Raw genomic sequence first — 21,991 nt, 5'->3', positions numbered from 1 at the left:
CTCCGCAACATTGAAGATCAAAACCGCTTCGATAAGATCGGCAGCGGTTGTTGGCATTTCGGACCCCTTTAGGTCTGCACGGGAGGCCCCGGCTTTTTACCGAGAGACTTTTACCGCCCCGTGACCTGTGCAGAGGCGTTAGGGCGGCATGGTGAATGCGAAATGGAAAAAGGGGGCGTTGCCGCCCCCTATGGTCTTTCGAAACAACCTTACGGTCAGGCGCGCGCCGCGCCTTCGGCGAGGCGGATGGGATAGGGGAGATGCACAAGCATCTCCTTGGGGCAGACCTGAACGAAGTTGCCCAGTTCCAGCTTCCAGTGCTGCAGGATATCGGCGGCCTTGCGGCTTCCGGTTTCATCCACGTGGCGCTGGACGAGGGCGCGCAGCTCCCCCTCCCAATGAGAGACCTCAACCGGCGCCGTGACGACCGTTTCCGCATTGATGAAGGAACCGGCCACGCCTTCGGGATCATAGAGATAGGCCATGCCCCCCGTCATCCCCGCGGCAAAGTTCGCGCCGATGGAGCCGAGGATCACCGCAACCCCGCCGGTCATGTATTCACAGCCGTTGGTGCCACAACCCTCGATTACCACCTTCGCGCCGGAATTGCGGACAGCGAAGCGCTCGCCTGCCCGCCCGGCGGCAAAGAGACAGCCGTCCGTCGCCCCGTAAAGCACGGTGTTGCCGATGATCGTGTTCTTCGCGGCCTCCAGCGGAGAACCCATGGCGGGCTTCACCACGATGATGCCGCCCGACAGGCCCTTGCCGACATAATCGTTGGCATCGCCCGACACTTCGATCTTCAGCCCCGGCGCGGCGAAGGCGCCGAGCGACTGACCCGCGGAGCCGGTCAGCTTCACCGTCAGATGATCGGGTTGCAGGTTGTTCCGCATCCCGAATTTCCGCACGATATGGCTCGACGCGCGGGTGCCGATGGTGCGGTGAGTGTTCCGAACGGCATAGGAGAGCTGCATCTTCTCCCCCTCCTCGAAGAACCGCGCGCCGTCGGCGACGATCTCCGCATCCAGCGTGTCGGGCACGTAGTTGCGCGGCTTCGTCCGGTCATAGACGAACTTGTGCGTGTCATCGACGGAGATCAGCAGCGGATTGAGGTCCAGATCGTCCAGATAGGCGGAGCCACGGCTCACCTGCGTCAACAGGTCGGCCCGCCCGATCACCTCGTCCAATGACCGCGCGCCGAGGGAGGCGAGGATCTCCCGCACCTCCTGCGCGTAGAAGGTGATGAGGTTCACCACCTTGTCCGCGGTGCCGGTGAACTTCGCCCGCAGCCGCTCGTCCTGCGTGCAGACGCCGACCGGGCAGGTGTTCGACTGGCACTGACGCACCATGATGCAGCCCATGGCGATCAGCGCGGCGGTGCCGATGCCGTATTCCTCGGCGCCCATCATCGCGGCGATGACGATGTCGCGCCCCGTGCGCAGGCCGCCATCCGTACGCAGCGTCACCCGCTCCCGCAGGTTGTTCATGGCGAGCACCTGATGCGCCTCGGTCAGCCCCATCTCCCACGGAAGCCCCGCGAACTTGATGGAGGTGGCCGGGGATGCCCCGGTGCCGCCGTTGTGGCCGGAGATCAGGATGACATCCGCCTTGGCCTTGGCCACGCCCGCCGCAATCGTGCCGACGCCACTGGCGGAGACGAGCTTCACCGTGACCTTGGCGCGCGGGTTGATCTGCTTCAGGTCGTAGATGAGCTGCGCCAGATCCTCGATGGAATAGATGTCGTGGTGCGGCGGCGGCGAGATGAGCGTGACACCCTTGGTGGAGTGCCGGAGCCGTGCGATCAGTTCCGTCACCTTCATGCCCGGAAGCTGGCCGCCTTCACCCGGCTTCGCGCCCTGCGCGACCTTGATCTCCAGCTCCTCGCAGTTGTTGAGGTATTCGGCGGTCACGCCGAACCGGCCGGAGGCCACCTGCTTGATCTTGGCCGACGGGTTGTCTCCGTTCGCGTCGGGCAGGAAATGCGCCGGATCCTCACCACCCTCGCCCGAGTCGGATTTCGCACCGATCCGGTTCATGGCGATGTTCAGCGTCTTGTGCGCCTCCGGGCCCAGGGCGCCCAGCGACATGCCCGGCGTCACGAACCGCTTGCGGATGGAGGTGATGCTCTCCACTTCCTCGATCGCCACCGGCTTGCCCAGCGGCTTGATGTCGAGCAGATCGCGGATATGGATCGGCGGGTTGGCGCGCATGGCCGCGGAATACTGCTTCCACAGCTCATAGGACGCCCGGTCGCAGGCGGCTTGCAGCAGGTGCATGGTCTGCGCTTCCCAGGCGTGCTTCTCGCCCGAGCGGCGCGCCTTGTAGAAGCCGCCGATAGGCAGCACGTCGGCCCCGCCAAGGAAGCCCTTGGCGTGGATTTCTTCCACCTTCATCTGGATGCCGTGGAGGCCGATGCCGGAGATGCGGCTGTTCATGCCGGGGAAGTATTCCGCCACCATCGCGCGGGACAGGCCTACCGCCTCGAAGTTCAGGCCGCCGCGGTAGGAGGAAATGACGGAAATCCCCATCTTCGCCATGATCTTCAGCAGGCCGAGGTCGATGGCGTGGCGGTAGTTGCGCATCGCCTCCATCAGCGTGGCGTCAAGCAATCCGCGCTCGATCCGGTCGGCGATGGAATCCTCCGCCAGATAGGGGTTCACCGTCGTCGCGCCGGCGCCGATCAGCACTGCGAAATAATGCGGGTCGATGCATTCCGCCGCGCGGACATTGATCGAGCAGAAGGTCCGCAGGCCTTTGCGGGTCAGCCAGGAATGGACAGCCGAGGTGCCGAGGATCATCGGAATGCCGATCCTGTCCACACCCTGATGCTCATCCGTCAAAACGATATGCGACGCGCCGGACCGCACCGCATCCTCCGCCTCGGAACGGATACGGTCGAGTGCCAGCTTCAGCGCCTCCGTGCCGCCGTCGCGCGGGAAGGTGCAGTCGATGACGCCGACGCTCTGGCCGAACTGGCGCAGCAGTTCCGCGAACTCCCCGTTCGCGATGAACGGGCTTTCCAGCACGATGATCTCGGTCTGTGAGCTGTCCTGATCGAGCACGTTCTTCAGGTTGCCAAAGCGGGTCTTCAGCGACATCACCCGCTCCTCGCGAAGCGAGTCGATGGGCGGGTTGGTCACCTGGCTGAAGTTCTGCCGGAAGAAGTGCGAGAGCGGGCGATAGAGCTTCGACAACACTGCGGGCGGCGTGTCATCGCCCATGGAGGCCAGCGCCTCCTTGCCGTCCTCCGCCATGGGGGCGAGAATCTGCTCCAGCTCCTCCAGCGTATAGCCGGCGGCGATCTGGCGCCGGCGCAGGTCGGCACCGGAATGGAGCGCCTGCTCCGGCAGATCACGCATGATCTCGTTGAGCGCGGTCACCTTCTCCACCCACTCTCCGAACGGGGATGAGGCGGCGAGTTTGTCCTTGATCTCCCGATCGTGGTAGAGCCTGCCCTCGCCCATATCCACCGCGATGATCTGGCCGGGACCGAGCGCGCCTTTTTCCACCACGGTCGCCTCGTCCACCGGCACCATGCCGGCCTCGGACCCCGCGATCAGCAAGCCGTCGCCCGTCACCACATAACGCATGGGACGCAGCCCGTTGCGGTCGAGTCCGCCGCAGACCCAGCGGCCGTCCGTCATGGCGAGCGCCGCCGGGCCGTCCCACGGCTCCATCACGGCGTTGGAATAGGCGTACATGTCGGCCCAGGCCTGCGGCATGTCGGTCGTGGCCTTGGACCAGGCCTCCGGCACCAGCATGGTCTTGACCATCGGCGCATTGCGCCCGCCGCGCACCATGAGCTCGAACACCGCGTCCAGCGCACCCGAATCGGAGGTGCCGGCGGGAATGATCGGCTTGATATCCTCTGCCATCTCACCAAAGGCGGAGGAAGCCATGCGGATCTCGTGGCTCCGCATCCAGTTGACGTTGCCCTTGAGGGTGTTGATCTCGCCATTGTGGGCGAGCATCCGGAACGGCTGGGCCAGCCACCATTGCGGGAAGGTGTTGGTGGAATAACGCTGGTGATAGATGGCGAAGGCGCTCTCGAACCGCTCATCCTTCAGGTCGGGATAGAATTCCGCGACCTGTTCGGCCAGCATCATGCCCTTGTAGATGATCGACCGGCACGACAGCGAGCAGAGATAGACGCCGTAGATCTGCGCGGCGATGGCGGCCTTCTCGATCCGGCGGCGGATCACGTAGAGCTCGCGCTCGAAGGTTTCCTGGTCGATGTCCTTCTCGCAGCGGATGAGGATCTGCTCGATCTCTGGCCGGGTGGCATTTGCCTTCTCGCCCAGAACGGCAGTGTTCACCGGCACATGCCGCCAGCCATAGATATAGTGCCCCATGCGGAGCACTTCGGTCTCCACGATGGTCCGGCAGCGTTCCTGCGCGCCGAAATCGGTCCGCGGCAGGAAAACCTGCCCGACAGCGACCAGCTTCGACGTGTCCGGCTCATGGCCGGTGCGGCGGATCTGGTCATAGAAGAAGGGCACGGGGATCTGCACATGGATGCCCGCACCGTCACCGGTCTTGCCGTCCGCATCGACCGCGCCGCGGTGCCAGACAGCCTTCAGCGCATCGATACCCGCCTGCACGACGCGGCGGGTGGGCTTGCCCTCCACCGAGACGACCAGCCCCACACCACAGGAGGCATGTTCATCCTCCTCGCGGTAGAGCGAGTTCTCCGCCATCCACTTGCGCTTGGCTTCCTCGGCTGCGACCCAGGCGGCATCATACTTGGTCATGGCTCACTCCTTCATGGAGGCTTGGATGAACGCCTCGAATTCGGCGGCGGTCTGTTGTCTGGTGGCGCCCGCGAGCACGTAGCCGTCGGGCTTCCGGTCGATGTAGATTTCGCTGGTCAGTGGCAGGCCATGCGGATTGTCGAGCAGTCCGACGGGGATCTCGTAGCTCCCTTCCTCCGGCGTGGGCACGGTGAGCCGGTACCAGAGAGTGGAGCCGCAGACAGAACAGAACGATCGCGTCGCCCAGTCGGAAGACCGGTAGGCCGTCACGCTGTCAGACCCGACGATGGCGATATCCTCAGGCGCCACCGTCAGCCCGATGAGCGCCGATCCCGTCCAGCGGCGGCAGTTCTCGCAATGGCAAGCGCCCAACGCGACCGGCGCATTGCGGATGGAGATCTGCACGGCGCCGCACAGACAGCGCCCGGTGCGCACGCCGGCCACTGCGGCGGCTCCTCCGGTGGAGGCGCTCATTCGGCGGCCACCCGTGCCGGCTGGCTGAGGTAATCGGCGATGGAATCCGCCGCCTCGCGCCCGTCCCGAATTGCCCAGACGACGAGGCTCGCCCCCCGCACGATATCCCCCGCGGCATAAACGCCGGGAAGGTTGGTGGCATGGGTGCGGAAATCGGCTTTCACCGTTCCCCAGCGCGTGACCTCCAGGTCCGGCACGTTCCAGAGCGTCGGGATCTCCTCCGGCTCGAAGCCGAGCGCGGTGATGACGATATCGGCATCCTCGACGTAATCCGCGCCCTCTATGAGTTCCGGCATCTGCCGCCCGGTCGCATCCGGCGGGCCGAGGCGCATGCGCTGCACCATGACGCCGGAGACGGCACCGTCGCCCACGAAGCCCTTCGGAGCGGTGAGCCAGACGAATTCGACGCCCTCCTCCTCCGCGTTCTGCGTCTCCCGCTGGGAGCCCGGCATGTTCGCGCGGTCACGGCGATAGAGGCATTTGACGCTGGTCGCCCCCTGGCGGATCGCCGTGCGGACGCAGTCCATCGCGGTGTCGCCGCCGCCGATCACCACCACGCGCTTGCCATCGGCGTTCAGCTCACCCGACTCGATCTCCGGCACGCTGTCGCCGAAGGACTGGCGGTTGGATGCGGTGAGATAGTCGAGCGCCTGCACGATCCCTTTGAGACCCACGCCCGGGGCCTTGATGTCGCGTGCCTTATAGACGCCGGTGGCGATCAACAGCGCGTCATGCTTGCCGCGCAGCGCCGCAAAATCCATTGCATCGCCGATGCGGCAGTTCATCACGAACTCCACCCCGCCATCGACAAGCTGCTCGTAGCGCCGCATGACGACCGGCTTCTCCAGCTTGAAACCGGGGATGCCATAAGTCATCAGCCCGCCCGCACGATCATATTTGTCATAGACCGTTACCTTGAAGCCCATGCGCCGCAGGCGGTCCGCCGCGGCGAGCCCGGCAGGCCCAGCACCGACGATACCCACGCTCTCCTCCCGCTCCATGGGGGGACGGATCGGCTTCACCCAGCCCTGTTCCCAGGCGGTATCAGTGATGTATTTCTCCACGGAGCCGATGGTGACGGTGCCGTGGCCCGACTGTTCGATGACGCAGTTGCCCTCGCACAGACGGTCTTGCGGGCAGATGCGACCGCAGATCTCCGGGAAGGTGTTGGTTGCCTGGCTGAGGTCATAGGCCTCCTGCAGACGCCCTTCGGCGGTCATGCGGAGCCAGTCGGGAATGTTGTTGGAGAGCGGGCAATGCGCCTGGCAATAGGGCACGCCGCATTGTGAGCAGCGGCCGGATTGCTCCGCCGCCTTTGAGTCCGAGAACTCCCCGTAAATCTCGTGGAAGTCCTTGGCCCGGAGTTCGGGCGGACGTTTCGACGGCATCTCTTTGCCGACGGTCACGAACTGGAGCATCTGCTGCTTCGCCATAGCTGGGCCCTCACGAAATCCTGGCTCGGGCCTTATATGACCGCTCGCGATCATATAAAAGTCAGTATGGCTGACCTATTTTCGTTTTTTATCCCTGCAAGGCAAACTATTTTGGTCTTGGGGCATAAAAATAGGTCAGCAAAGCATACCTAAATGCTATCGCCAGATCATAAGTGCGATCAGAGCCACGCTACCGATGATGATTCGCCACCACCCGAACAGAGAATAGCCATGCCGGCTCACATAACCGAGCAACCATCGCACAACGATCAGCGCCGCCACGAAAGCCGCCACAAAACCGATGGCAATTTCGCTCCATGCTGAGGAATCGAGCACATCGCGGTTCTTGTAGAGATCGTAGACCACCGCGCCGATCATCGTCGGCATCGACAGGAAGAAGGAGAACTCCGCCGCCGCGCGCTTCGATGTACCGAGCAGCATCGCCCCCACGATCGTCGCGCCTGAACGCGAAACGCCGGGGATCATCGCAAGACACTGGAAGAAACCGATCGCAAGCGACGTGTGGACCGGCAGACGCTCGGCGTCATCATAGCGTACCGGAACCTTCATCCGATCCACCCAGAGCAGCACGAAACCGCCAAGGATCAGCATGATGGCGATGAGCATCGGCGTCTCGAACAGCACGTCCTTGATGAACCCATGCGCCAGAACGCCGATGACGGCAGCAGGCAGAAAGGCGACGAGCACCGACAGGATAGTGCGCCGGGCGCCCGCATCATGCGGGGCCGACCTGAACACCTGCCACAGCCGTCCGGCATAGACGGACAGCAACGCCAGGATCGCGCCGAGCTGAATCACCACCTCGAAACTGCGCCCTGCGGAGTGGAAATTCAGGAAATGTCCGGCAAGCAGAAGATGGCCGGTCGAGGATACGGGGATGAACTCGGTCAGCCCCTCGAGAACGCCCAGAATCAGGGCGACGATCGTATTATGCTCCACGGTCCCTCCGGGCCTTCACGGCCCTGTTGTGGCCCTCCCGCGGTCAGGATGTCTTACGCAGGTTACGGGCGCTGCTCTTGATAGCGTCGTATTGGCCGGACGGACGGTAGCGCCACAGGTAATCGGGAAGCACCGCCTCGAAATGCACAGGGGTAATGCCGAGATCGTCGAAGGCCATCGTCTCGCCCGATACCACGTTGTCGTGGCGGAGGCTGCGGACTTGATCTCTCGTCAGAGTATTGTTGGCAAGCAGGCCGCCCGTGACGGTCTGGCCCAGGTCCAGCGCTCCACCCAAGATCCCCGCAAGCCAGAAAGGCATGTTCAGGATGGCGCGACGCCGGTGGATCACGCCGAGCATCTTCTTCATGATGTTGCGAAGTGAATCCGTCTCCGGCCCGCCGAGCTCGTAGACCCCCGGTTTCGCAGCTCCGGTCACGCCCATGACGGCGGCCTGGGCCACATCATCGACATAGACCGGCTGGAATCGCGTCTCCGCCCCTACCAGCGGCAGAATCGGCCCGAGGCGGGACATCGCGGCGAAGCGGTTGAAGAACATGTCCTCATTGCCGAAGATGATAGACGGGCGCAGGATCATCGCGTCTGGAAAGGCCGCGAGCACCCGCGCCTCGCCTTCCGCCTTGGTACGGGCGTAGTCGCTGCCCCCCTCCCCGGCGCCGAGCGCCGAGATATGCACGAGACGCGCTACACCGCCCGCGGCGGCAAGCCGCGCGATACGCTCGGCGCCCTCGACCTGTACGGCGTCGAAAGTATTCGCACCATCGCGATTCAGGATGCCGACACAATTGACCACGGCTTCCGACCCGGTCATCGCCGCCTTCACAGAAGCGTCGTCACGGATATTGCAGAGCACAGGCTCCACCTGGCCCACATAACCGTAGGAGCGCAGGAACAGCGCCTCGTTCGGGCGGCGCACCGCCACGCGAATGCGCCAGCCGTCAGCCGCGAGCCGCCGCGCGATGTAGCGCCCGACAAACCCGGATCCGCCATAGATCGTGACCAGCTTCTGCATGACTGCCTCCGACACCGTCTCGCCCCTGATTACTCCCGCACCGCACCCCGGACAAGTCGCAAAGCATCCCGGATGCTGCACTGCCGCGCAATCCGAACGGGAAGCGAAAAATTCGCACGAGGGCCGTTGACACTCCCCTGCGGCCCCGATACATCGCCCTCCACGACACCGGCCCAGGTGGCGGAATTGGTAGACGCGCACGGTTCAGGTCCGTGTGCCGCAAGGCGTGGAGGTTCGAGTCCTCTCCTGGGCACCACCCCCTCCCCGCGAGGAAAGGTGAGAACGTGGCGATCCATCTTCATCAGGGTGACCTGCCGGACGGAGTCGATCTCGGTCCGGTCGTGGCCATTGACACGGAGACGATGGGGCTTGACCCCCGCCGGGATCGGCTGTGCCTCGTTCAGCTGTCCGCGGGGAACGGCCAGGCGCATCTGGTGCAGATCCGCAAGGGGCAGACCAGCGCCCCGAATCTTCAGCGCATGCTGGCCGATCCGAACGTCCTGAAGCTCTTTCATTTCGCGCGGTTCGACATTGCCGCGCTCTACAATGCGTTCGGCACGCTGACGGCGCCGGTGTACTGCACCAAGATCGCCTCCAAGCTCATTCGCACCTTCACCGACCGGCACGGATTGAAGTATCTGGTGAGCGAGCTGGTGGGCGTGGATATCTCCAAGCAACAGCAGACGTCCGACTGGGGCGCCGAAACGCTGACACAGGCGCAGCTCGACTATGCGGCTTCTGACGTGCTCTATCTGCACCGCCTGCGGGAAGAACTGGACCGTCGGCTCGCGCGGGAAGACCGGACGGAGCTGGCACGGGCCTGTTTTGACTTCCTGCCGACCCGCGCCATCCTCGACCTGAAGGGATGGGCGGAGCCCGACCTGTTCTCGCACTGACCTTGCAGGACGACAGATGACGGAGGGCGACACCTTCATCCAGACGGGCCGCCGCGTGATACTCCGCGAAGCGGAGGCGCTTGTCCTGCTGGCCGACACGCTCGGGAGCAATTTCGCGCGGGCGGTGGAGACGATACTCGCCACCCGCGGACGAGTGATCGTCTCCGGCATGGGGAAATCCGGCCACATCGCGCGGAAGATCGCCGCGACGCTTGCCTCCACCGGCACGCCGGCGCATTTCGTCCATCCGGCGGAGGCCAGCCACGGCGACCTCGGCATGATCACGCGGGAGGATGTGGCGCTCGTGCTGTCCAACTCCGGCGAGACGCCCGAACTGGCCGATATCCTCGCCCATACCCGTCGCTTCGACATTCCGCTGATCGGTGTGGCAAGCCGGGCGGAGTCCACGCTGCTGCGGCAATCCGACGTGGCGCTTCTCCTTCCCCCTGCGCCGGAGGCGGGTGGCGAAGGTCTGGTGCCCACCACCTCCACCACCATGACGCTGGCTCTGGGAGATGCCCTTGCCATCGCGCTGATGGAACACCGGCATTTCACGTCAGAGAATTTCCGCGTCTTCCATCCCGGCGGCAAGCTCGGCGCTCGGCTGCTCAAGGTGCGCGATCTCATGCACACCGATCTCCCGCTCGTCCCGCGCGACGCTCCCATGTCGGATGCGCTTCTGACCATGAGTCGGCTCGGCTTCGGCGTCACTGGCGTGACGGAGGCGGACGGCACCCTCGCCGGCATCATCACCGACGGGGACCTGCGCCGCCACATGGCCGGACTGCTGGACAGGCAGGCGGAACAGGTGATGACCGCTGCCCCCCGCACCATCGGCCCCGACGCACTGGCGGAGCGTGCGCTGGCGGTGATGCAGGAGCGGCGCATCACCGTGCTCTTCGTGGTGGAGCCGGAGGGCAGCCGCAACCCTGTGGGTCTCATCCACATTCAGGACTGCCTCCGCGCGGGCGTGGTGTGAGCCAATGACAGAGGCCGCCGCCGCCCGCGCGACCCACAGGATAACCTATTCCCGCTTCGTCGCCTGGGCGAAGGTCATCCTGCCTCTGGTGGCTCTTGGCATCCTGTCGACCATCTTTCTGATCTCCCACCGCATCGACCCGAATTCCGGCATTCCCTTTGCAGAGGCCAATCTGGATGTGGAGGCGCTGATCCGCGATCAGCGGATCACCAATCCGACCTATGCCGGGATGACCTCCGATGGCACGGTGGTCACGATCGTCGCCAACACCGCCCGGCCAGACCGCGAGGATCCGGGCCATGCGACGGCGGAAAACGTGCTCGCGCGGCTGGAAGAACCGGGGGGCGCGGAGACTGTCGTGACTGCACCGACGGGAGTCGTGGACACCGGTGCCAAGACCCTCCGGCTGAGCGGCGGGGTGGATGTCAACCGCTCCGACGGATACGAAATGCATGCCCCCACCGTCACGGCGCTTCTCGACGTCGGTCAACTCGACGCCACCGGTCCCGTGGACGGGCGCGGCCCGCTCGGCACATTGCAGGCCGGAGCGATGCAGGTCTTCCGTCAGAAAACCGGGGGCGACGGCGGGGGCGAAAACTACCGGCTGGTTTTCACCGAAGGCGTGCGGATAGTGTATCAGCCAAAGGCTCCCGAGGAGAGGAAGACCCCATGACCCTTGTCCTGCGCGCGGCTCTCGGCGCGTTACTGCTGCTCCCTCTCGCCCCTCTTCTGAGCCAGCCCGTCCGCGCGCAGGGCGTGGGCCTCCAGTTCAACGAGATGAAGCAGGATTCGGGCCAACCGGTGGAGATCACCTCCAATCAGCTTGAAGTGGATCAGGCCAAGGGTACCGCCGTCTTTACCGGCGACGTGGTGGTGACCCAGGGCACCACGCGGATGAGCGCCGATCGGGTGGAGGCGACCTATGCCGCGGGAACGGACGGGGCGCAGGGCGGTATTTCCACCATTCACGCGACCGGCAACGTGCTCATCGCCTCCGGCGACCTTGGCGTGCAGGGGACGGAGGCCGTCTATACCATGGCTGAGGACCAGATCGTCATGACCGGCAGCGTCGTCGTCACGCAGGGGGCAAGCACGATCACCGGCCAGCGTCTCGTCGTCAATGTGGACAGCGGCACCGGGCGGATGGAGGGGCGCGTGCGTACCGTCATCCAGTCCGCCAACCCGCCCGGCACCTCATCCGGCCGGAGCAACCGCTGATGCGGATGCCCCGCGCCACACCGCCGCAACCGACCTCGCCCAGCGGGCTTGTCGTGCGTGGCCTGCGCAAGAGCTACGGCAAGCGCACGATCATCCGCGATGTTTCGCTCCATCTCGCCCGCGGGGAGGTGGTGGGGCTGCTCGGTCCGAACGGCTCCGGCAAGACCACCTGCTTCTATGCTATCGCCGGTCTGGTCATGGCCGACGGGGGCGAGGTCATCATCGACGGCCAGAACGCCTCCGGCCTGCCGATGTATCGTCGCGCTCGGCTTGGCATCGGTTACCTGCCGCAGGAAATGTCGATCTTCCGTGGCCTGTCGGTGGAGGACAACATCCTCGCCATCCTTGAGATCTCGGAGAGGCATCGCCACCGCCGCCGCGAACGGCTGGAGGAGTTGCTCTCGGAATTCTCCATCACCCATCTGCGCAATTCGCCCGCCCTCGCCCTTTCGGGAGGGGAGCGCCGGCGCGTGGAGATTGCGCGGAGCTTAGCGGCCAACCCGCGTTACCTGCTGCTGGACGAACCCTTCGCGGGGGTCGATCCTATCTCCATTTCCGATATCCGTGATCTGGTGAAGGATCTGAGTGCGCGAGGCATCGGTGTGCTCATCACCGATCATAACGTACGCGAGACACTGGAAATCGTCGATCGCGCCTATATCCTCCATGATGGAAACGTGCTGATGAGCGGCACGGCGGCAGAGGTGGTCAGCAACCCCGACGTGCGACGCGTCTATCTCGGGGAGGCCTTCACCTACAGCTAAGGGGGCAGACTTGGCCGTGACACCCAGGCTCGGCCTGAAACAGGAGCAACGGCTCGCGCTGACACCGGGACTGCGTCAGTCGATCGGCCTTCTTGCGCTGCCCGCTCTGGGGTTGATGGAGGCACTGGCAGCGGAAGCGGCAGAGAACCCCTTCCTGATATTCCGCGCCCGTCGGCAGGAAAGCGGCGGGGCTCTTTACGATCTGGCACTCGGCACCGTGGCGGCGGTGCGGCCTTTGACCGAAGAGCTCACAGCGCAGATCAGCATGAAGGCGTTGCCCCCGCCACTCTCCCGCGCAGCATTGACGCTGGCCACCCATGTCGGGCCGGACGGTTATCTGGAAGGAGAGGCCACTGCCTTGCTGACAGCGGCCGGGCAATCCGCGGAGCTCGCCGAAGCAGCGGTGACCGTGCTGAAGACCTGTGAGCCGACCGGGGTCGGCTCCCGCAGCTTTGCGGAATACCTTGCAGCTCGGCTGGAGGAAGACGGGATCGACCAGACGACCGCCCATCGCATAGCCGCGCTCATTGCCACCCCTACGGGAGGTCTCCGCCAGCGACGCGCGCTCCCCTCCCTGCCGGATCTGCCCCCGCCGCTCCTGAAGCGGGTCCGCGCGCTTCTGCGGGGCCTGCCGAACGCCCCGGTCGGAGAGGCGTCGCCGGACCCGTTGGGGCCCAGGCTGCCGGACCTGCGTATCGTGCGCCAGAATGACGGAAGCCTCCTCGTGGAGCGGGCCCGCCCTTTCGCCCTGTCGCTCGACACCCGGCTTGTCCGGGCGCTTCGCGGCGGGGAGAGCGTCGAGGCGCGGCTCGCACAGGCGCGCGCGCTGATCGCTGCGGTGGAATGGCGGCACGCCACGCTGCTCCGCATCGGGAAAGCGATCCTTGCCCGGCAGGCCGACTTCTTTCATTCCGGTCCCGACGGGCTTCAGCCCCTGACACGGATAACACTGGCGGAGGAGCTGGGCCTGCACCCTTCCACGCTTGGACGGGCCATCACCGCCAAGTCGCTGATCTTCGGAGGCCGATTGCTGCCGCTCTCCATGTTCTTCTCCAGCGCGCTCCCCGTCACGGGCGGCGCTGAAAGCACATCGGTTTCGAGCGCCGCCGTCCGGCAGCACCTCCTGCGTCTGATCGCCGCAGAACCGCCCCAGAACCCCCTTTCCGACGCCATGCTGTGCGACCTTCTCCGCGGTCGCGGCGTTGACATTTCCCGGCGAACCGTCGCCAAATACCGTGAAGGCATGCGGATACCGTCGTCAGCGCAGCGCCGTCGCTCGGTGCGCCTGACCCGGATGGAGGAGAGTGACGGGGACCGGGGTAAAGACCACGGGGAAATGAACCGGCGCGGCGCGCGCGGGTTTCCCTCTGGAGCCTGAAAGGAGAGACCATGCGCTATCAGATCAGCGGCAAACAGCTCGACATAGGTGAAGCACTCCAAACGCATGTGCGGACGGAGATCGACGCCCTTGCGCTCAAATATGCGCAGGAGCCGACAGATGCCCTCGTCACCTTCTCCCGCAATTCCTATGAGTTCGCCTGCGAAGCGACGCTCCACCTCCCCAGCGGCCTGTCCATTCAGGCCAAGGGAACGGCGACGGAAATCTATGCCGCCTTCGCAGCCTGCACGGAGAAGATGGAGAAGCAGCTTCGCCGTTATCGCCGCCGCCTGAAGGCGCACCAGAGGAACCGCGCGCAGCCGGTTGTCTTTGACGGGGGTTCCTCGTATATCCTCGCCGCGAGTGACGGACCCGAGGATGTCGAACCCGAAACGCTGCAACCGATGATCATCGCGGAGATGGAGGCGCGCATACCCTCCGTGTCCGTGGGCGAGGCGGTGATGCAGATGGAACTGGCGGGATCGTCTCTTCTGGTCTTTCGAAATGAAGGACACGGCGGCGTGAACGTTGTATATCGTCGCGATGACGGGAATATCGGCTGGATCGACCCGCGTAACACGAGGTAGCGCTGCCTGACCGGCGGCGCCGGACGAAAGAGCTCCATGGATATATCGAGCCTTCTCAAGCCCGGGGCCGTCAAGGTCATCGGTCATCTGACAAGCAAGAAGCGCTTGTTTCAGGAACTCGGCGAAATCGCCGCGGCGGCCTATGATCTGGACGCCGCGTCTGCGACCGATGCGTTGCAGGAGCGGGAAAGCCTTGGCCCTACGGGTGTGGGTCACGGGATTGCCCTGCCCCATGCCCGGCTTGACGGGGTGGACAGGGTGGTCGGCGCTTTCGTCCGGCTGGAGAAACCACTGGATTTTGACGCGGTGGACCGGCAGCCGGTGGACCTGATCTTCGCACTATTTGCCCCGAAGGACAGCGGGGTCGAACATCTGAAGGCGCTGGCCCTGGTATCCCGCACGATGCGCGACCCGCAGATCTGCGCCAAGCTCCGCGCCAACGTGGATCCGGCGAAGCTGCATGCGATCCTGACCGAAGCCCGTCCGGTCGCAGCCGGCTGACGCCTCGGCGGAGAGGCCGACGTCTCAGTGGGGATGAGGACGTCTCGGTGGGCATAATGAAAAGGCCGCTCTTTCCGAGCGGCCTTTTGTTTTGGGCTCCCGGGTCCGGTGCCGAGGAGGTTTGGCGAGCCGCGCCAGATCGGCGCGGCAACCCCGCCGCTTACTGCGCCGCCTTCTGGATCGGAACGATCTCGTTCAGATAATCGGCGAATTCGTCATGCAGCTCTTCCCGTGCCAGCCCGAATGCGACCGTGGCCTGAAGGAAGCCTGCCTTGGAGCCGCAATCGAACCGCTGTCCGCGGAAGCGGAAACCATAGACGTTGCCGGATTCGGTGATCTCACGGGCAATGGCGTCGGTGAGCTGAATTTCCCCACCCGCGCCTTCCTTCTTCTCGTTGAGATGCTGCATGACCTTGGGTTGCAGGATGTAGCGGCCGATCACGGCGAGGTTCGACGGAGCCTCCCCCTTCTTCGGCTTCTCCACCATGCCCTTCGCCCTTACCAGCGAGCCCATGTCATCGGCGATATCGAGCACGCCGTAGGAGGATGCCTTTTCAGGCAGCACTTCCATCGCGGCGACGATGTTGCCGCCCGTTTCGGCATAGGCTTCCACCATCTGCTGCAGGCAGGGCCGCTCCGCCGCGATCACGTCATCGGGCAGGATCACCGCGAAGGGCTCATCGCCGACGAGGTTCCGCGCGCACCACACGGCATGGCCGAGACCGAGCGCCTTGTGCTGGCGGATATAGGCGATCTCCCCGGAATCCATGTAGGTGGACTGAAGGATTTCCAGCAGGTCGGTCTTGCCCGACTTGCGGAGCGAATTCTCAAGCTCCGGCGCGTTGTCGAAGTAATCCTCGAGCGCGCTTTTGCCCTTGGAGGTGACAAAAATGAACTCTTCAATCCCCGCAGCCCGCGCCTCGTCGATCGCGTACTGGATCAGCGGGCGATCAACGAGGGTCATGATCTCCTTCGGCACGGATTTGGTCGCGGGCAGGAACCGCGTTCCCAAGCCCGCGACGGGGAAAATGGCCTTGGTAACTTTGGTCTTCATTCGGGTCTCCGAACTGTGGCGTTCAGCGCCGGCCAATTCCGACGCGACTACACCAACACTATAGCGCATTCTGTGACGGGACGACGTAGTTATGCACCTGCGGAAAGATAGTAGCACCCAAACGCCGCTTTGCCACAGAAATTGCTGACAATTTAGGCAAGATGTTGCCTATCCTGCAGGTAAAACTCCCCCGCGCCGGGCCAGCATGGCTTCTATCTTGGCAACGTCCTCCGGGTTGTTGAGTTCCCAGAACTCCATCCCGCGCGCCGCCACCTCGACGCAAAGCACCGCGCGGCCGTTCTCCAGGAATCGGAGCTGCTCCAAACCCTCCAGCGTCTCCAGCACACCAACCTCCCAGCCGGGATAGGCCGCAAGCGCCTCGGGCCGATAGGCATAAACGCCCACATGGTGAAAGACCGGGGTCGGTTCCTGCGGCTCATAGGCTTGAGAGGTAAAGGGAATCACCTCCTTGGAGAAGTAGAGCCCTTTCCCCCCCGCCCCAAAGACCGCTGTCGTGCCGCCCACCCGGCCCGCGCGGCGATCGGCCAGCAGCCCTTCCAGCATCGCGCCATCGCAGCGCAGGACCGGTGTCGCGATCTCCGCTTCCGGCGCCTTTTTCAGCCCGGCGATCAGGTCCTCCACGAACCAATGGGGTGTGAGCGGCGCGTCCCCCTGCAGGTTGACGACGATGTCGTAGCCGCCCCCCAGTGCCGCATATGCTGCAGCGCAGCGTTCGGTGCCGTTCCGGCAGGTGTCGGGGGTCATCACAACCTCCGCGCCGAAGGCCGCCGCCGTTGCGCGAATCCGGTCGTCATCCGTGGCGACCACCACCCGGTCGATCCCGCCCACGGCGATTGCCGCCTCCCACGACCGCTGGATCAGCGTGCGGGGTACCCCATCCGCCCCGGTCAGCGGGACAAGCGGCTTTCCCGGATAGCGGGTGGAGGCGTAGCGGGCTGGAATGACGATGAGCGTCTTCATGGGCACCTCAGGCTGGAAGGAGGACGACGCCCGGAGCGTAGGCGACAAAGGTCGGATTGCGAAACTCCGGCTTGCCATATGTCAGCGGAGAGAGGTCGTCGAGACGCGCCACCTCCCCCCCCGCGGCACGGAGAACGGCATCCCCCGCCGCCGTATCCCATTCCATCGTCGGGCCGAGCCGCGGATAGAGATCCGCTTCCCCCGCCGCGACGAGGCAGAATTTCAGCGAAGACCCTGCCGCCTCCGAAGCTGCAACCCTGTAGCGCGCAATATAATCCTCCGTCGCTGCGTCCCTGTGGGACTTTGAGGCAACGACGGTCAACGCGTCATTGTCGGGCCTGCGCACATGTAAAGGGCGGAGCGGGCCGGGGCGCGGGCCGAACGGACCCTCCTCTTCCACCGCGCGGCCCGCCGCGTCGGTGTAGAAAAGCCGCTCCCGCGCGGGGGCATAGACCACGCCGCGAACGGGCCGCCCCTCCTCCACCAGCGCGATGTTCACGGTGAAATCCGCCCGCCTGCGCACGAATTCCTTTGTCCCGTCCAGCGGATCGACGATGAGGAAGGTCCGCGCCTGCGCCGCATGGGTCGCGGCCTGCTCCTCCGTCACAAGCGGCAGGTCCGGGAAGGCAGCGCGCAGCCCCTCCGATATCACCCGGTCGGCGGCGAGATCGGCCAGCGTCACCGGACTCTCGTCGGCCTTGGCCCGTGTGCCGAGCGCTCCACTGTCATAGATCGCAAGGATCTCCCGCCCCGCCGCAAGTGCAAGGTCGCGAAAGATACGCTCAATCAGGTCGAAGTCCATGGCGTCTCACTCCTTCGCTCCGCGCCTGATAGCGCCGCAGAGGCATGCGGGGCAAGCAGGCAGACACGGGGCCGTCGAAAAACACCAACAAACACAATGAGGCACGGCAATGCCCCTACCCCGTCATATAATAAGGGCCACCGGATAAGGGGCCGGAGAGGGCGCGGCGCGGCACGCGGCTTCAGAGGCATCCTCTCTGCCACATCCATGATGAGCGACGCAGGCTACGCGCCGCGTCTTGGGCGACAACATTCGTTTCGGAGACCTGGAACGTCAGGTCCTGATGATGCGGCTCGGGGCGCGCAGCCGCTGGACCTGCCGCACGCCGCTGCAGAAGGGCATCTTGCGGAGATGACGGTCGGGGGCGGTGACCGTCATGCTGGCGGTGAGGATGTCAGACAGTCGATCCCAGTGGCCCGGCGGACAGGGGGCAGACCGAGGACGGTCTGGCAAGCAGGCCCAGACAGGCGGGCGGACGGAGCCAGACGGGCAGCGAGAAAGGCAGACGGCCATTCACTCGCGCAGACAGACGCGACCGGCGCGGGAAGCATTGCCCACCCCGCCCCGGGCGCGCTACTCCCTCTCCCGACAGCAGGAGGTCGCCCATGCCAACAGATCCCGTAGCCCTCACAGCCGAACTGATCCGCTGCCCCTCCGTCACCCCGGAGGAGGGCGGCGCGCTCCTCCTCATGGAGCGGGTGCTGACGGAGGCCGGCTTCGCCTGTACACGTGTGGACCGTAATGGCATCGCCAACCTGTTCGCCCGCTGGGGCACGGGCGGAAACGGGCGGAGCTTCGGCTTCAACGGGCATACGGACGTGGTCCCCGCCGGCGAAGGCTGGAGCCATGATCCCTTCGGCGGAGAGGTGGTCGGCCCGGAACTCTGGGGACGCGGCGCGACCGACATGAAATCGGGCGTCGCGGCCTTCGTCGCGGCCGCCATCGACTTCGTGCAGGAAACGCCGCCCGACGGCTCCATCGTCATCACGCTGACGGGAGACGAAGAAGGCGACGGCGTGGACGGGACCACCGCGATCCTCGACTGGATGGAGGTGCAGGGCGAGCGGATGGATGTCTGCCTCGTGGGCGAGCCCACCTGCCCGGAGCGGCTGGGCGACATGATGAAGATCGGCCGGAGGGGCTCCATGAGCGCCTTTCTGACCGCACAGGGCGTGCAGGGCCATTCCGCCTACCCCCACCGCGCGAGGAATCCGCTGACCGGCCTCGTCCGGCTGCTCGACCGGCTGGCGAGCCACAGGCTCGATACCGGCACGGACCATTTCGACGCCTCCACCCTCGCCATCACCACCGTCGATACGGGCAACAAGGCCACCAACGTGATTCCGGCCGAAGCACGGGCGACGGTCAACATCCGCTTCAACGACACCCACAGCTCGCAAAGCCTCACCGACTGGATCCGCCAGGAGGCCGACCGGGTGACAGCGGAAACCGGCATCACCTTCGGGATGCGCACCAAGGTCTCGGGAGAAGCCTTCCTGACGCCGCCCGGTCCCCTCTCCGACCTCATCGCCCGTGCGGTGGAGGCGGAGACGGGCATCGCCCCCGCACTCTCCACCACAGGGGGCACGTCCGACGCGCGCTTCGTGCGCCGCCATTGCCCCGTGGTGGAATTCGGGCTGGTCGGCAAGACGATGCACCAGGTGGACGAGCGGGTGGAGGTCGCGCAGATCGTGGGCCTGAAGGCGATCTATGCCCGCATCCTGCGGGATTATTTCGCCTGAGGCTTCCGCGGCCGCTGTGGGAGCAGTGAAAATACGGCGAACCCGCTGCCCCCGTCGCCGGTTTCCCGGATGACCGGACCCGCAGCCTGTGGTAGGGCGTGTGCATGAACCCGCTGCCCTCCAAATCCCAGATCCTTGAGTGGATCGCCGCACATCCCGGCCTTTCGGCCAAGCGCGACATCGCGAAAGCCTTCAACGTGAAGGGCGATCAGCGGGTCGAGCTGAAACGCATCCTGAAAGAGCTGGAGGCGGAAGGGCAGCTCGAGCGGAAACGGAGCCGCTACCGCGATGCGGAGAAACTGCCCCCCGTCTCCATTCTGGAGGTGCTGAAACCCGACGGCAACGGCGACCTTTTTGCCCGGGCGCTGGAATGGCAGGGCGACGGGCCGGAGCCGCGCATCCTCATGGTGCTGCGCAAGACCGACCCCGCGATCGGCCCTGGTGACCGCATTCTTGCCCGCGTTGTGGAAGCGGGGGCGGAGGACCATCATTACGAGGCCCGCCTGATCCGCAAGATCGGCAGCAACCCGCGCCGCATCCTCGGCGTCTTCCGCAAGGAGACGGAGGGCGGTCGCATCGTGCCCATCGACAAGGGCGCCGACCGCGACTGGCGCGTGGTCGCAACCGCCACGCAGGGCGCACAGGATGGCGAGCTGGTGGAGGCCGAGCAGCTTGGCCACCGCGCCCGCATGGGTCTGCCGCAGGCGCGCGTCATCGAACGGCTGGGCGACCCTTCGGCCCCGAAGGCCGTCTCGCTCATCGCGATCCATCAGCACGGCATCCGCGACGCCTTTCCCGACAGCGTGATCGCCGAGGCCGATGCGATGAAACCCGCGACCGCGCGCGGCCGGGATGATCTGCGCGACATGCCCCTCGTCACCATCGACCCCGCCGATGCCCGCGACCATGACGACGCGGTCTATGCGGAGCCGGACAGCGATGAAGGCAACCCCGGCGGCCATATCGTCTGGGTGGCCATCGCGGATGTGGCCCATTACGTGAAACCCGGCTCCGCGCTCGACCGTGAAGCGCGTGAACGTGGCAATTCCACCTACTTCCCCGACCGTGTGGTGCCCATGCTGCCGGACAGACTGTCGGGCGACCTCTGCTCGCTCCACGAAGGGGTTGCGCGCCCCTGCATCGCCGTCAGGATGCGGCTCGACGCGGAGGGCAACAAGATCAGCCACCGTTTCGTGCGAGGCTTCATGCGCTCCGCCGCGTCGCTGACCTATGAGCAGGTGCAGGCCGCGCAGGACGGGGCGCCCGACGCGCAGGCGGAACCGCTGCTGGACCGCGTGATCCGCCCGCTCTACGCCGCCTACGCCGCCGCCAGCGCCGCGCGGGCGCGCCGTCAGCCGCTGGACCTCGACCTGCCGGAGCGGCGGATCATCCTGACGGAAGACGGCCGCGTCGCCTCGGTCGCCTTCCGGGACCGGCTCGACGCGCACAAGCTCATCGAGGAGTTCATGATCCTCGCCAATGTCGCCGCGGCGGAGGAATTGATCCAGCGCCGCCGTCCCCTGCTGTTCCGCGTGCATGAGGAGCCCTCGCCTGAGAAGCTCGACGCACTCCGGGAGGTGGCGGAGGCTTCCGGCTTCACGCTGGCGAAGGGACAGGTGCTTCAGACCCGGCATCTCAACAATCTGCTCGCACAAGCGGAGGGGACATCGTTCGACCAGCTTCTGAACATCTCCACCCTCCGGTCGATGACTCAGGCCTATTATCACCCGGAGAATTTCGGTCATTTCGGGCTGGCGCTGCGATCCTACGCGCATTTCACCTCGCCGATCCGGCGCTATTCCGACCTCATCGTGCATCGCGCGCTGATCTCTGCCCATGGTTGGGGCAAGGACGGCCTCAGCCCCGCCGATATCGAGGAGCTGGAGGCCACGGCGGAGCATATCTCGGAGACGGAACGCCGCTCCATGGCGGCGGAGCGTGACACGACCGACCGCTACCTCGCCGCCTATTTGTCCGAACGGGTGGGCAATGAATTCGCTGGCCGCATCGCCGGCATCACACGTTTCGGTGTCTTCGTCCGGCTGGACGAGACCGGGGCGGACGGGCTGATCCCGATCCGCGCGCTGGGGCATGAGTATTTCCATTTCGACGCCGACAGCCAGACGCTGATGGGCGATCAGACCGGCCTCACGCTCTCTCTCGGCCAGCGTGTCACCGTCCGGCTGGCGGAAGCCGTACCGGTGACCGGCGGCTTGGTGCTGGACCTGCTGACCCTGGAGGATAATGAGCTGCCGCGCGGCCCGCGGACAGGCGGGCGCCCGGGCGGTCGGCGTACAGGCCCACCCAAGGGGCGGAAGCCCGGCCCCGCCAAGGTGCGCAAGGACGCGACTTCCCGCAAGCTCACCCGACGCAAGCGGGAAAGATAGGACGAAAATTCCACCTGCGACCACCGCGACGCTTTGCAGATCGGTCTGCCGTTG

The 21,991-nt window shown here is 65.3% G+C and carries 18 protein-coding genes and 1 tRNA gene; 11 read left to right on the top strand and 8 right to left on the bottom strand.

The features are described 5' to 3' along the window. Window positions 1-215: 215 nt before the first annotated feature. The 5 genes from gltB to CG51_RS05280 all read right to left on the bottom strand — a co-directional run bounded on the left by gltB (window position 216) and on the right by CG51_RS05280 (window position 8,648). Entirely contained in the window at window positions 216-4,751 is a 4,536-nt protein-coding gene (gltB, locus tag CG51_RS05300; RefSeq protein ID WP_035742722.1) for a glutamate synthase large subunit, read from the bottom strand. Between the two features lie 3 nt (window positions 4,752-4,754). After that, complete coding sequence (locus CG51_RS05295; protein WP_051930064.1) at window positions 4,755-5,225, bottom strand: GFA family protein; 471 nt, start codon at window positions 5,223-5,225, stop codon at window positions 4,755-4,757. After that, the gene (locus CG51_RS05290) at window positions 5,222-6,658 is read right to left on the bottom strand and encodes an NAD(P)-dependent oxidoreductase (protein ID WP_035742713.1); all 1,437 of its coding nucleotides are present in this window, start codon (window positions 6,656-6,658) and stop codon (window positions 5,222-5,224) included. Before CG51_RS05290 ends, CG51_RS05295 begins: the two co-directional genes overlap by 4 nt. 156 nt (window positions 6,659-6,814) lie before the next feature. Then, window positions 6,815-7,618 carry an undecaprenyl-diphosphate phosphatase gene (locus tag CG51_RS05285; protein ID WP_035742710.1) on the bottom strand — a complete coding sequence of 268 codons (804 nt, stop codon included), beginning with the start codon at window positions 7,616-7,618 and terminating at the stop codon, window positions 6,815-6,817. 43 nt (window positions 7,619-7,661) lie between these two features. Next, window positions 7,662-8,648 (bottom strand): complex I NDUFA9 subunit family protein, encoded by a 987-nt coding sequence (locus CG51_RS05280; protein ID WP_035742706.1) that lies wholly within the window; start codon window positions 8,646-8,648, stop codon window positions 7,662-7,664. Between the two features lie 171 nt (window positions 8,649-8,819). Here CG51_RS05280 and CG51_RS05275 point away from each other — a divergent pair. The 9 genes from CG51_RS05275 to CG51_RS05230 all read left to right on the top strand — a co-directional run bounded on the left by CG51_RS05275 (window position 8,820) and on the right by CG51_RS05230 (window position 14,971). Next, window positions 8,820-8,904: transfer RNA gene (locus tag CG51_RS05275), tRNA-Leu, on the top strand. A gap of 28 nt (window positions 8,905-8,932) precedes the next feature. Then, window positions 8,933-9,544: a ribonuclease D gene (locus tag CG51_RS05270; protein ID WP_035742703.1), complete on the top strand. Its 612-nt coding sequence runs from the start codon at window positions 8,933-8,935 to the stop codon at window positions 9,542-9,544. 16 nt (window positions 9,545-9,560) lie between these two features. Beyond that, complete coding sequence (locus tag CG51_RS05265; RefSeq protein WP_035742700.1) at window positions 9,561-10,523, top strand: KpsF/GutQ family sugar-phosphate isomerase; 963 nt, start codon at window positions 9,561-9,563, stop codon at window positions 10,521-10,523. Between the two features lie 4 nt (window positions 10,524-10,527). Continuing rightward, entirely contained in the window at window positions 10,528-11,196 is a 669-nt protein-coding gene (lptC, locus tag CG51_RS05260; RefSeq protein WP_051930062.1) for an LPS export ABC transporter periplasmic protein LptC, read from the top strand. Beyond that, on the top strand, window positions 11,193-11,741 hold the full coding sequence (gene lptA, locus CG51_RS05255; protein WP_035742697.1) for a lipopolysaccharide transport periplasmic protein LptA: 549 nt from the start codon (window positions 11,193-11,195) through the stop codon (window positions 11,739-11,741). Before lptC ends, lptA begins: the two co-directional genes overlap by 4 nt. 5 nt (window positions 11,742-11,746) lie before the next feature. Continuing rightward, window positions 11,747-12,505 carry an LPS export ABC transporter ATP-binding protein gene (gene lptB / locus CG51_RS05250; protein WP_051930100.1) on the top strand — a complete coding sequence of 253 codons (759 nt, stop codon included), beginning with the start codon at window positions 11,747-11,749 and terminating at the stop codon, window positions 12,503-12,505. Between the two features lie 16 nt (window positions 12,506-12,521). Next, a complete protein-coding gene (locus tag CG51_RS19045; RefSeq protein WP_233141287.1) occupies window positions 12,522-13,883 on the top strand; it encodes an RNA polymerase factor sigma-54 in 1,362 nt (453 codons plus the stop codon). A gap of 11 nt (window positions 13,884-13,894) precedes the next feature. Next, a complete protein-coding gene (gene hpf, locus CG51_RS05235) occupies window positions 13,895-14,470 on the top strand; it encodes a ribosome hibernation-promoting factor, HPF/YfiA family (protein WP_035707662.1) in 576 nt (191 codons plus the stop codon). A 36-nt stretch (window positions 14,471-14,506) separates the two neighbouring features. Further along, window positions 14,507-14,971 carry a PTS sugar transporter subunit IIA gene (locus tag CG51_RS05230; RefSeq protein WP_035742686.1) on the top strand — a complete coding sequence of 155 codons (465 nt, stop codon included), beginning with the start codon at window positions 14,507-14,509 and terminating at the stop codon, window positions 14,969-14,971. Window positions 14,972-15,131: 160 nt separating this feature from the next. On the opposite strand, the gene galU is transcribed toward CG51_RS05230, so the two are convergent. From galU to cysQ, 3 genes are all read right to left on the bottom strand, one after another. After that, window positions 15,132-16,025 (bottom strand): UTP--glucose-1-phosphate uridylyltransferase GalU, encoded by an 894-nt coding sequence (gene galU / locus CG51_RS05225; protein WP_035707656.1) that lies wholly within the window; start codon window positions 16,023-16,025, stop codon window positions 15,132-15,134. Between the two features lie 168 nt (window positions 16,026-16,193). Further along, window positions 16,194-17,006, bottom strand: coding sequence for a 3-deoxy-manno-octulosonate cytidylyltransferase (locus CG51_RS05220; protein WP_035742684.1), 813 nt, complete (start codon window positions 17,004-17,006; stop codon window positions 16,194-16,196). Between the two features lie 7 nt (window positions 17,007-17,013). Continuing rightward, window positions 17,014-17,808: a 3'(2'),5'-bisphosphate nucleotidase CysQ gene (gene cysQ / locus CG51_RS05215; protein ID WP_035742681.1), complete on the bottom strand. Its 795-nt coding sequence runs from the start codon at window positions 17,806-17,808 to the stop codon at window positions 17,014-17,016. Window positions 17,809-18,413: 605 nt separating this feature from the next. Between cysQ and dapE the strand changes: the two genes are divergently transcribed. Further along, window positions 18,414-19,550 (top strand): succinyl-diaminopimelate desuccinylase, encoded by a 1,137-nt coding sequence (gene dapE / locus CG51_RS05210; RefSeq protein WP_035742678.1) that lies wholly within the window; start codon window positions 18,414-18,416, stop codon window positions 19,548-19,550. Window positions 19,551-19,654: 104 nt separating this feature from the next. After that, on the top strand, window positions 19,655-21,937 hold the full coding sequence (gene rnr / locus CG51_RS05205; RefSeq protein ID WP_035742675.1) for a ribonuclease R: 2,283 nt from the start codon (window positions 19,655-19,657) through the stop codon (window positions 21,935-21,937). Window positions 21,938-21,991 lie beyond the last annotated feature (54 nt).

It is taken from the genome of Haematobacter missouriensis (assembly GCF_000740775.1).
GTDB classification, from domain to species: Bacteria; Pseudomonadota; Alphaproteobacteria; order Rhodobacterales; family Rhodobacteraceae; genus Haematobacter; species Haematobacter missouriensis.
The sequence above is the reverse complement of the archived record's forward strand: the minus strand, read 5'-3'. Positions and strand labels throughout refer to the sequence as shown.

Excerpts from the sequence above, each read along its gene's own strand:
- gltB (WP_035742722.1), bottom strand. The coding sequence starts at position 4,751 with ATGACCAAGTATGATGCCGCCTGGGTCGCAGCCGAGGAAGCCAAGCGC.
- CG51_RS05295 (WP_051930064.1), bottom strand. The coding sequence starts at position 5,225 with ATGAGCGCCTCCACCGGAGGAGCCGCCGCAGTGGCCGGCGTGCGCACC.
- CG51_RS05290 (WP_035742713.1), bottom strand. The coding sequence starts at position 6,658 with ATGGCGAAGCAGCAGATGCTCCAGTTCGTGACCGTCGGCAAAGAGATG.
- CG51_RS05280 (WP_035742706.1), bottom strand. The coding sequence starts at position 8,648 with ATGCAGAAGCTGGTCACGATCTATGGCGGATCCGGGTTTGTCGGGCGC.
- CG51_RS05265 (WP_035742700.1), top strand. The coding sequence starts at position 9,561 with ATGACGGAGGGCGACACCTTCATCCAGACGGGCCGCCGCGTGATACTC.
- lptC (WP_051930062.1), top strand. The coding sequence starts at position 10,528 with ATGACAGAGGCCGCCGCCGCCCGCGCGACCCACAGGATAACCTATTCC.
- lptA (WP_035742697.1), top strand. The coding sequence starts at position 11,193 with ATGACCCTTGTCCTGCGCGCGGCTCTCGGCGCGTTACTGCTGCTCCCT.
- lptB (WP_051930100.1), top strand. The coding sequence starts at position 11,747 with ATGCCCCGCGCCACACCGCCGCAACCGACCTCGCCCAGCGGGCTTGTC.
- hpf (WP_035707662.1), top strand. The coding sequence starts at position 13,895 with ATGCGCTATCAGATCAGCGGCAAACAGCTCGACATAGGTGAAGCACTC.
- CG51_RS05230 (WP_035742686.1), top strand. The coding sequence starts at position 14,507 with ATGGATATATCGAGCCTTCTCAAGCCCGGGGCCGTCAAGGTCATCGGT.
- galU (WP_035707656.1), bottom strand. The coding sequence starts at position 16,025 with ATGAAGACCAAAGTTACCAAGGCCATTTTCCCCGTCGCGGGCTTGGGA.
- CG51_RS05220 (WP_035742684.1), bottom strand. The coding sequence starts at position 17,006 with ATGAAGACGCTCATCGTCATTCCAGCCCGCTACGCCTCCACCCGCTAT.
- cysQ (WP_035742681.1), bottom strand. The coding sequence starts at position 17,808 with ATGGACTTCGACCTGATTGAGCGTATCTTTCGCGACCTTGCACTTGCG.
- dapE (WP_035742678.1), top strand. The coding sequence starts at position 18,414 with ATGCCAACAGATCCCGTAGCCCTCACAGCCGAACTGATCCGCTGCCCC.
- rnr (WP_035742675.1), top strand. The coding sequence starts at position 19,655 with ATGAACCCGCTGCCCTCCAAATCCCAGATCCTTGAGTGGATCGCCGCA.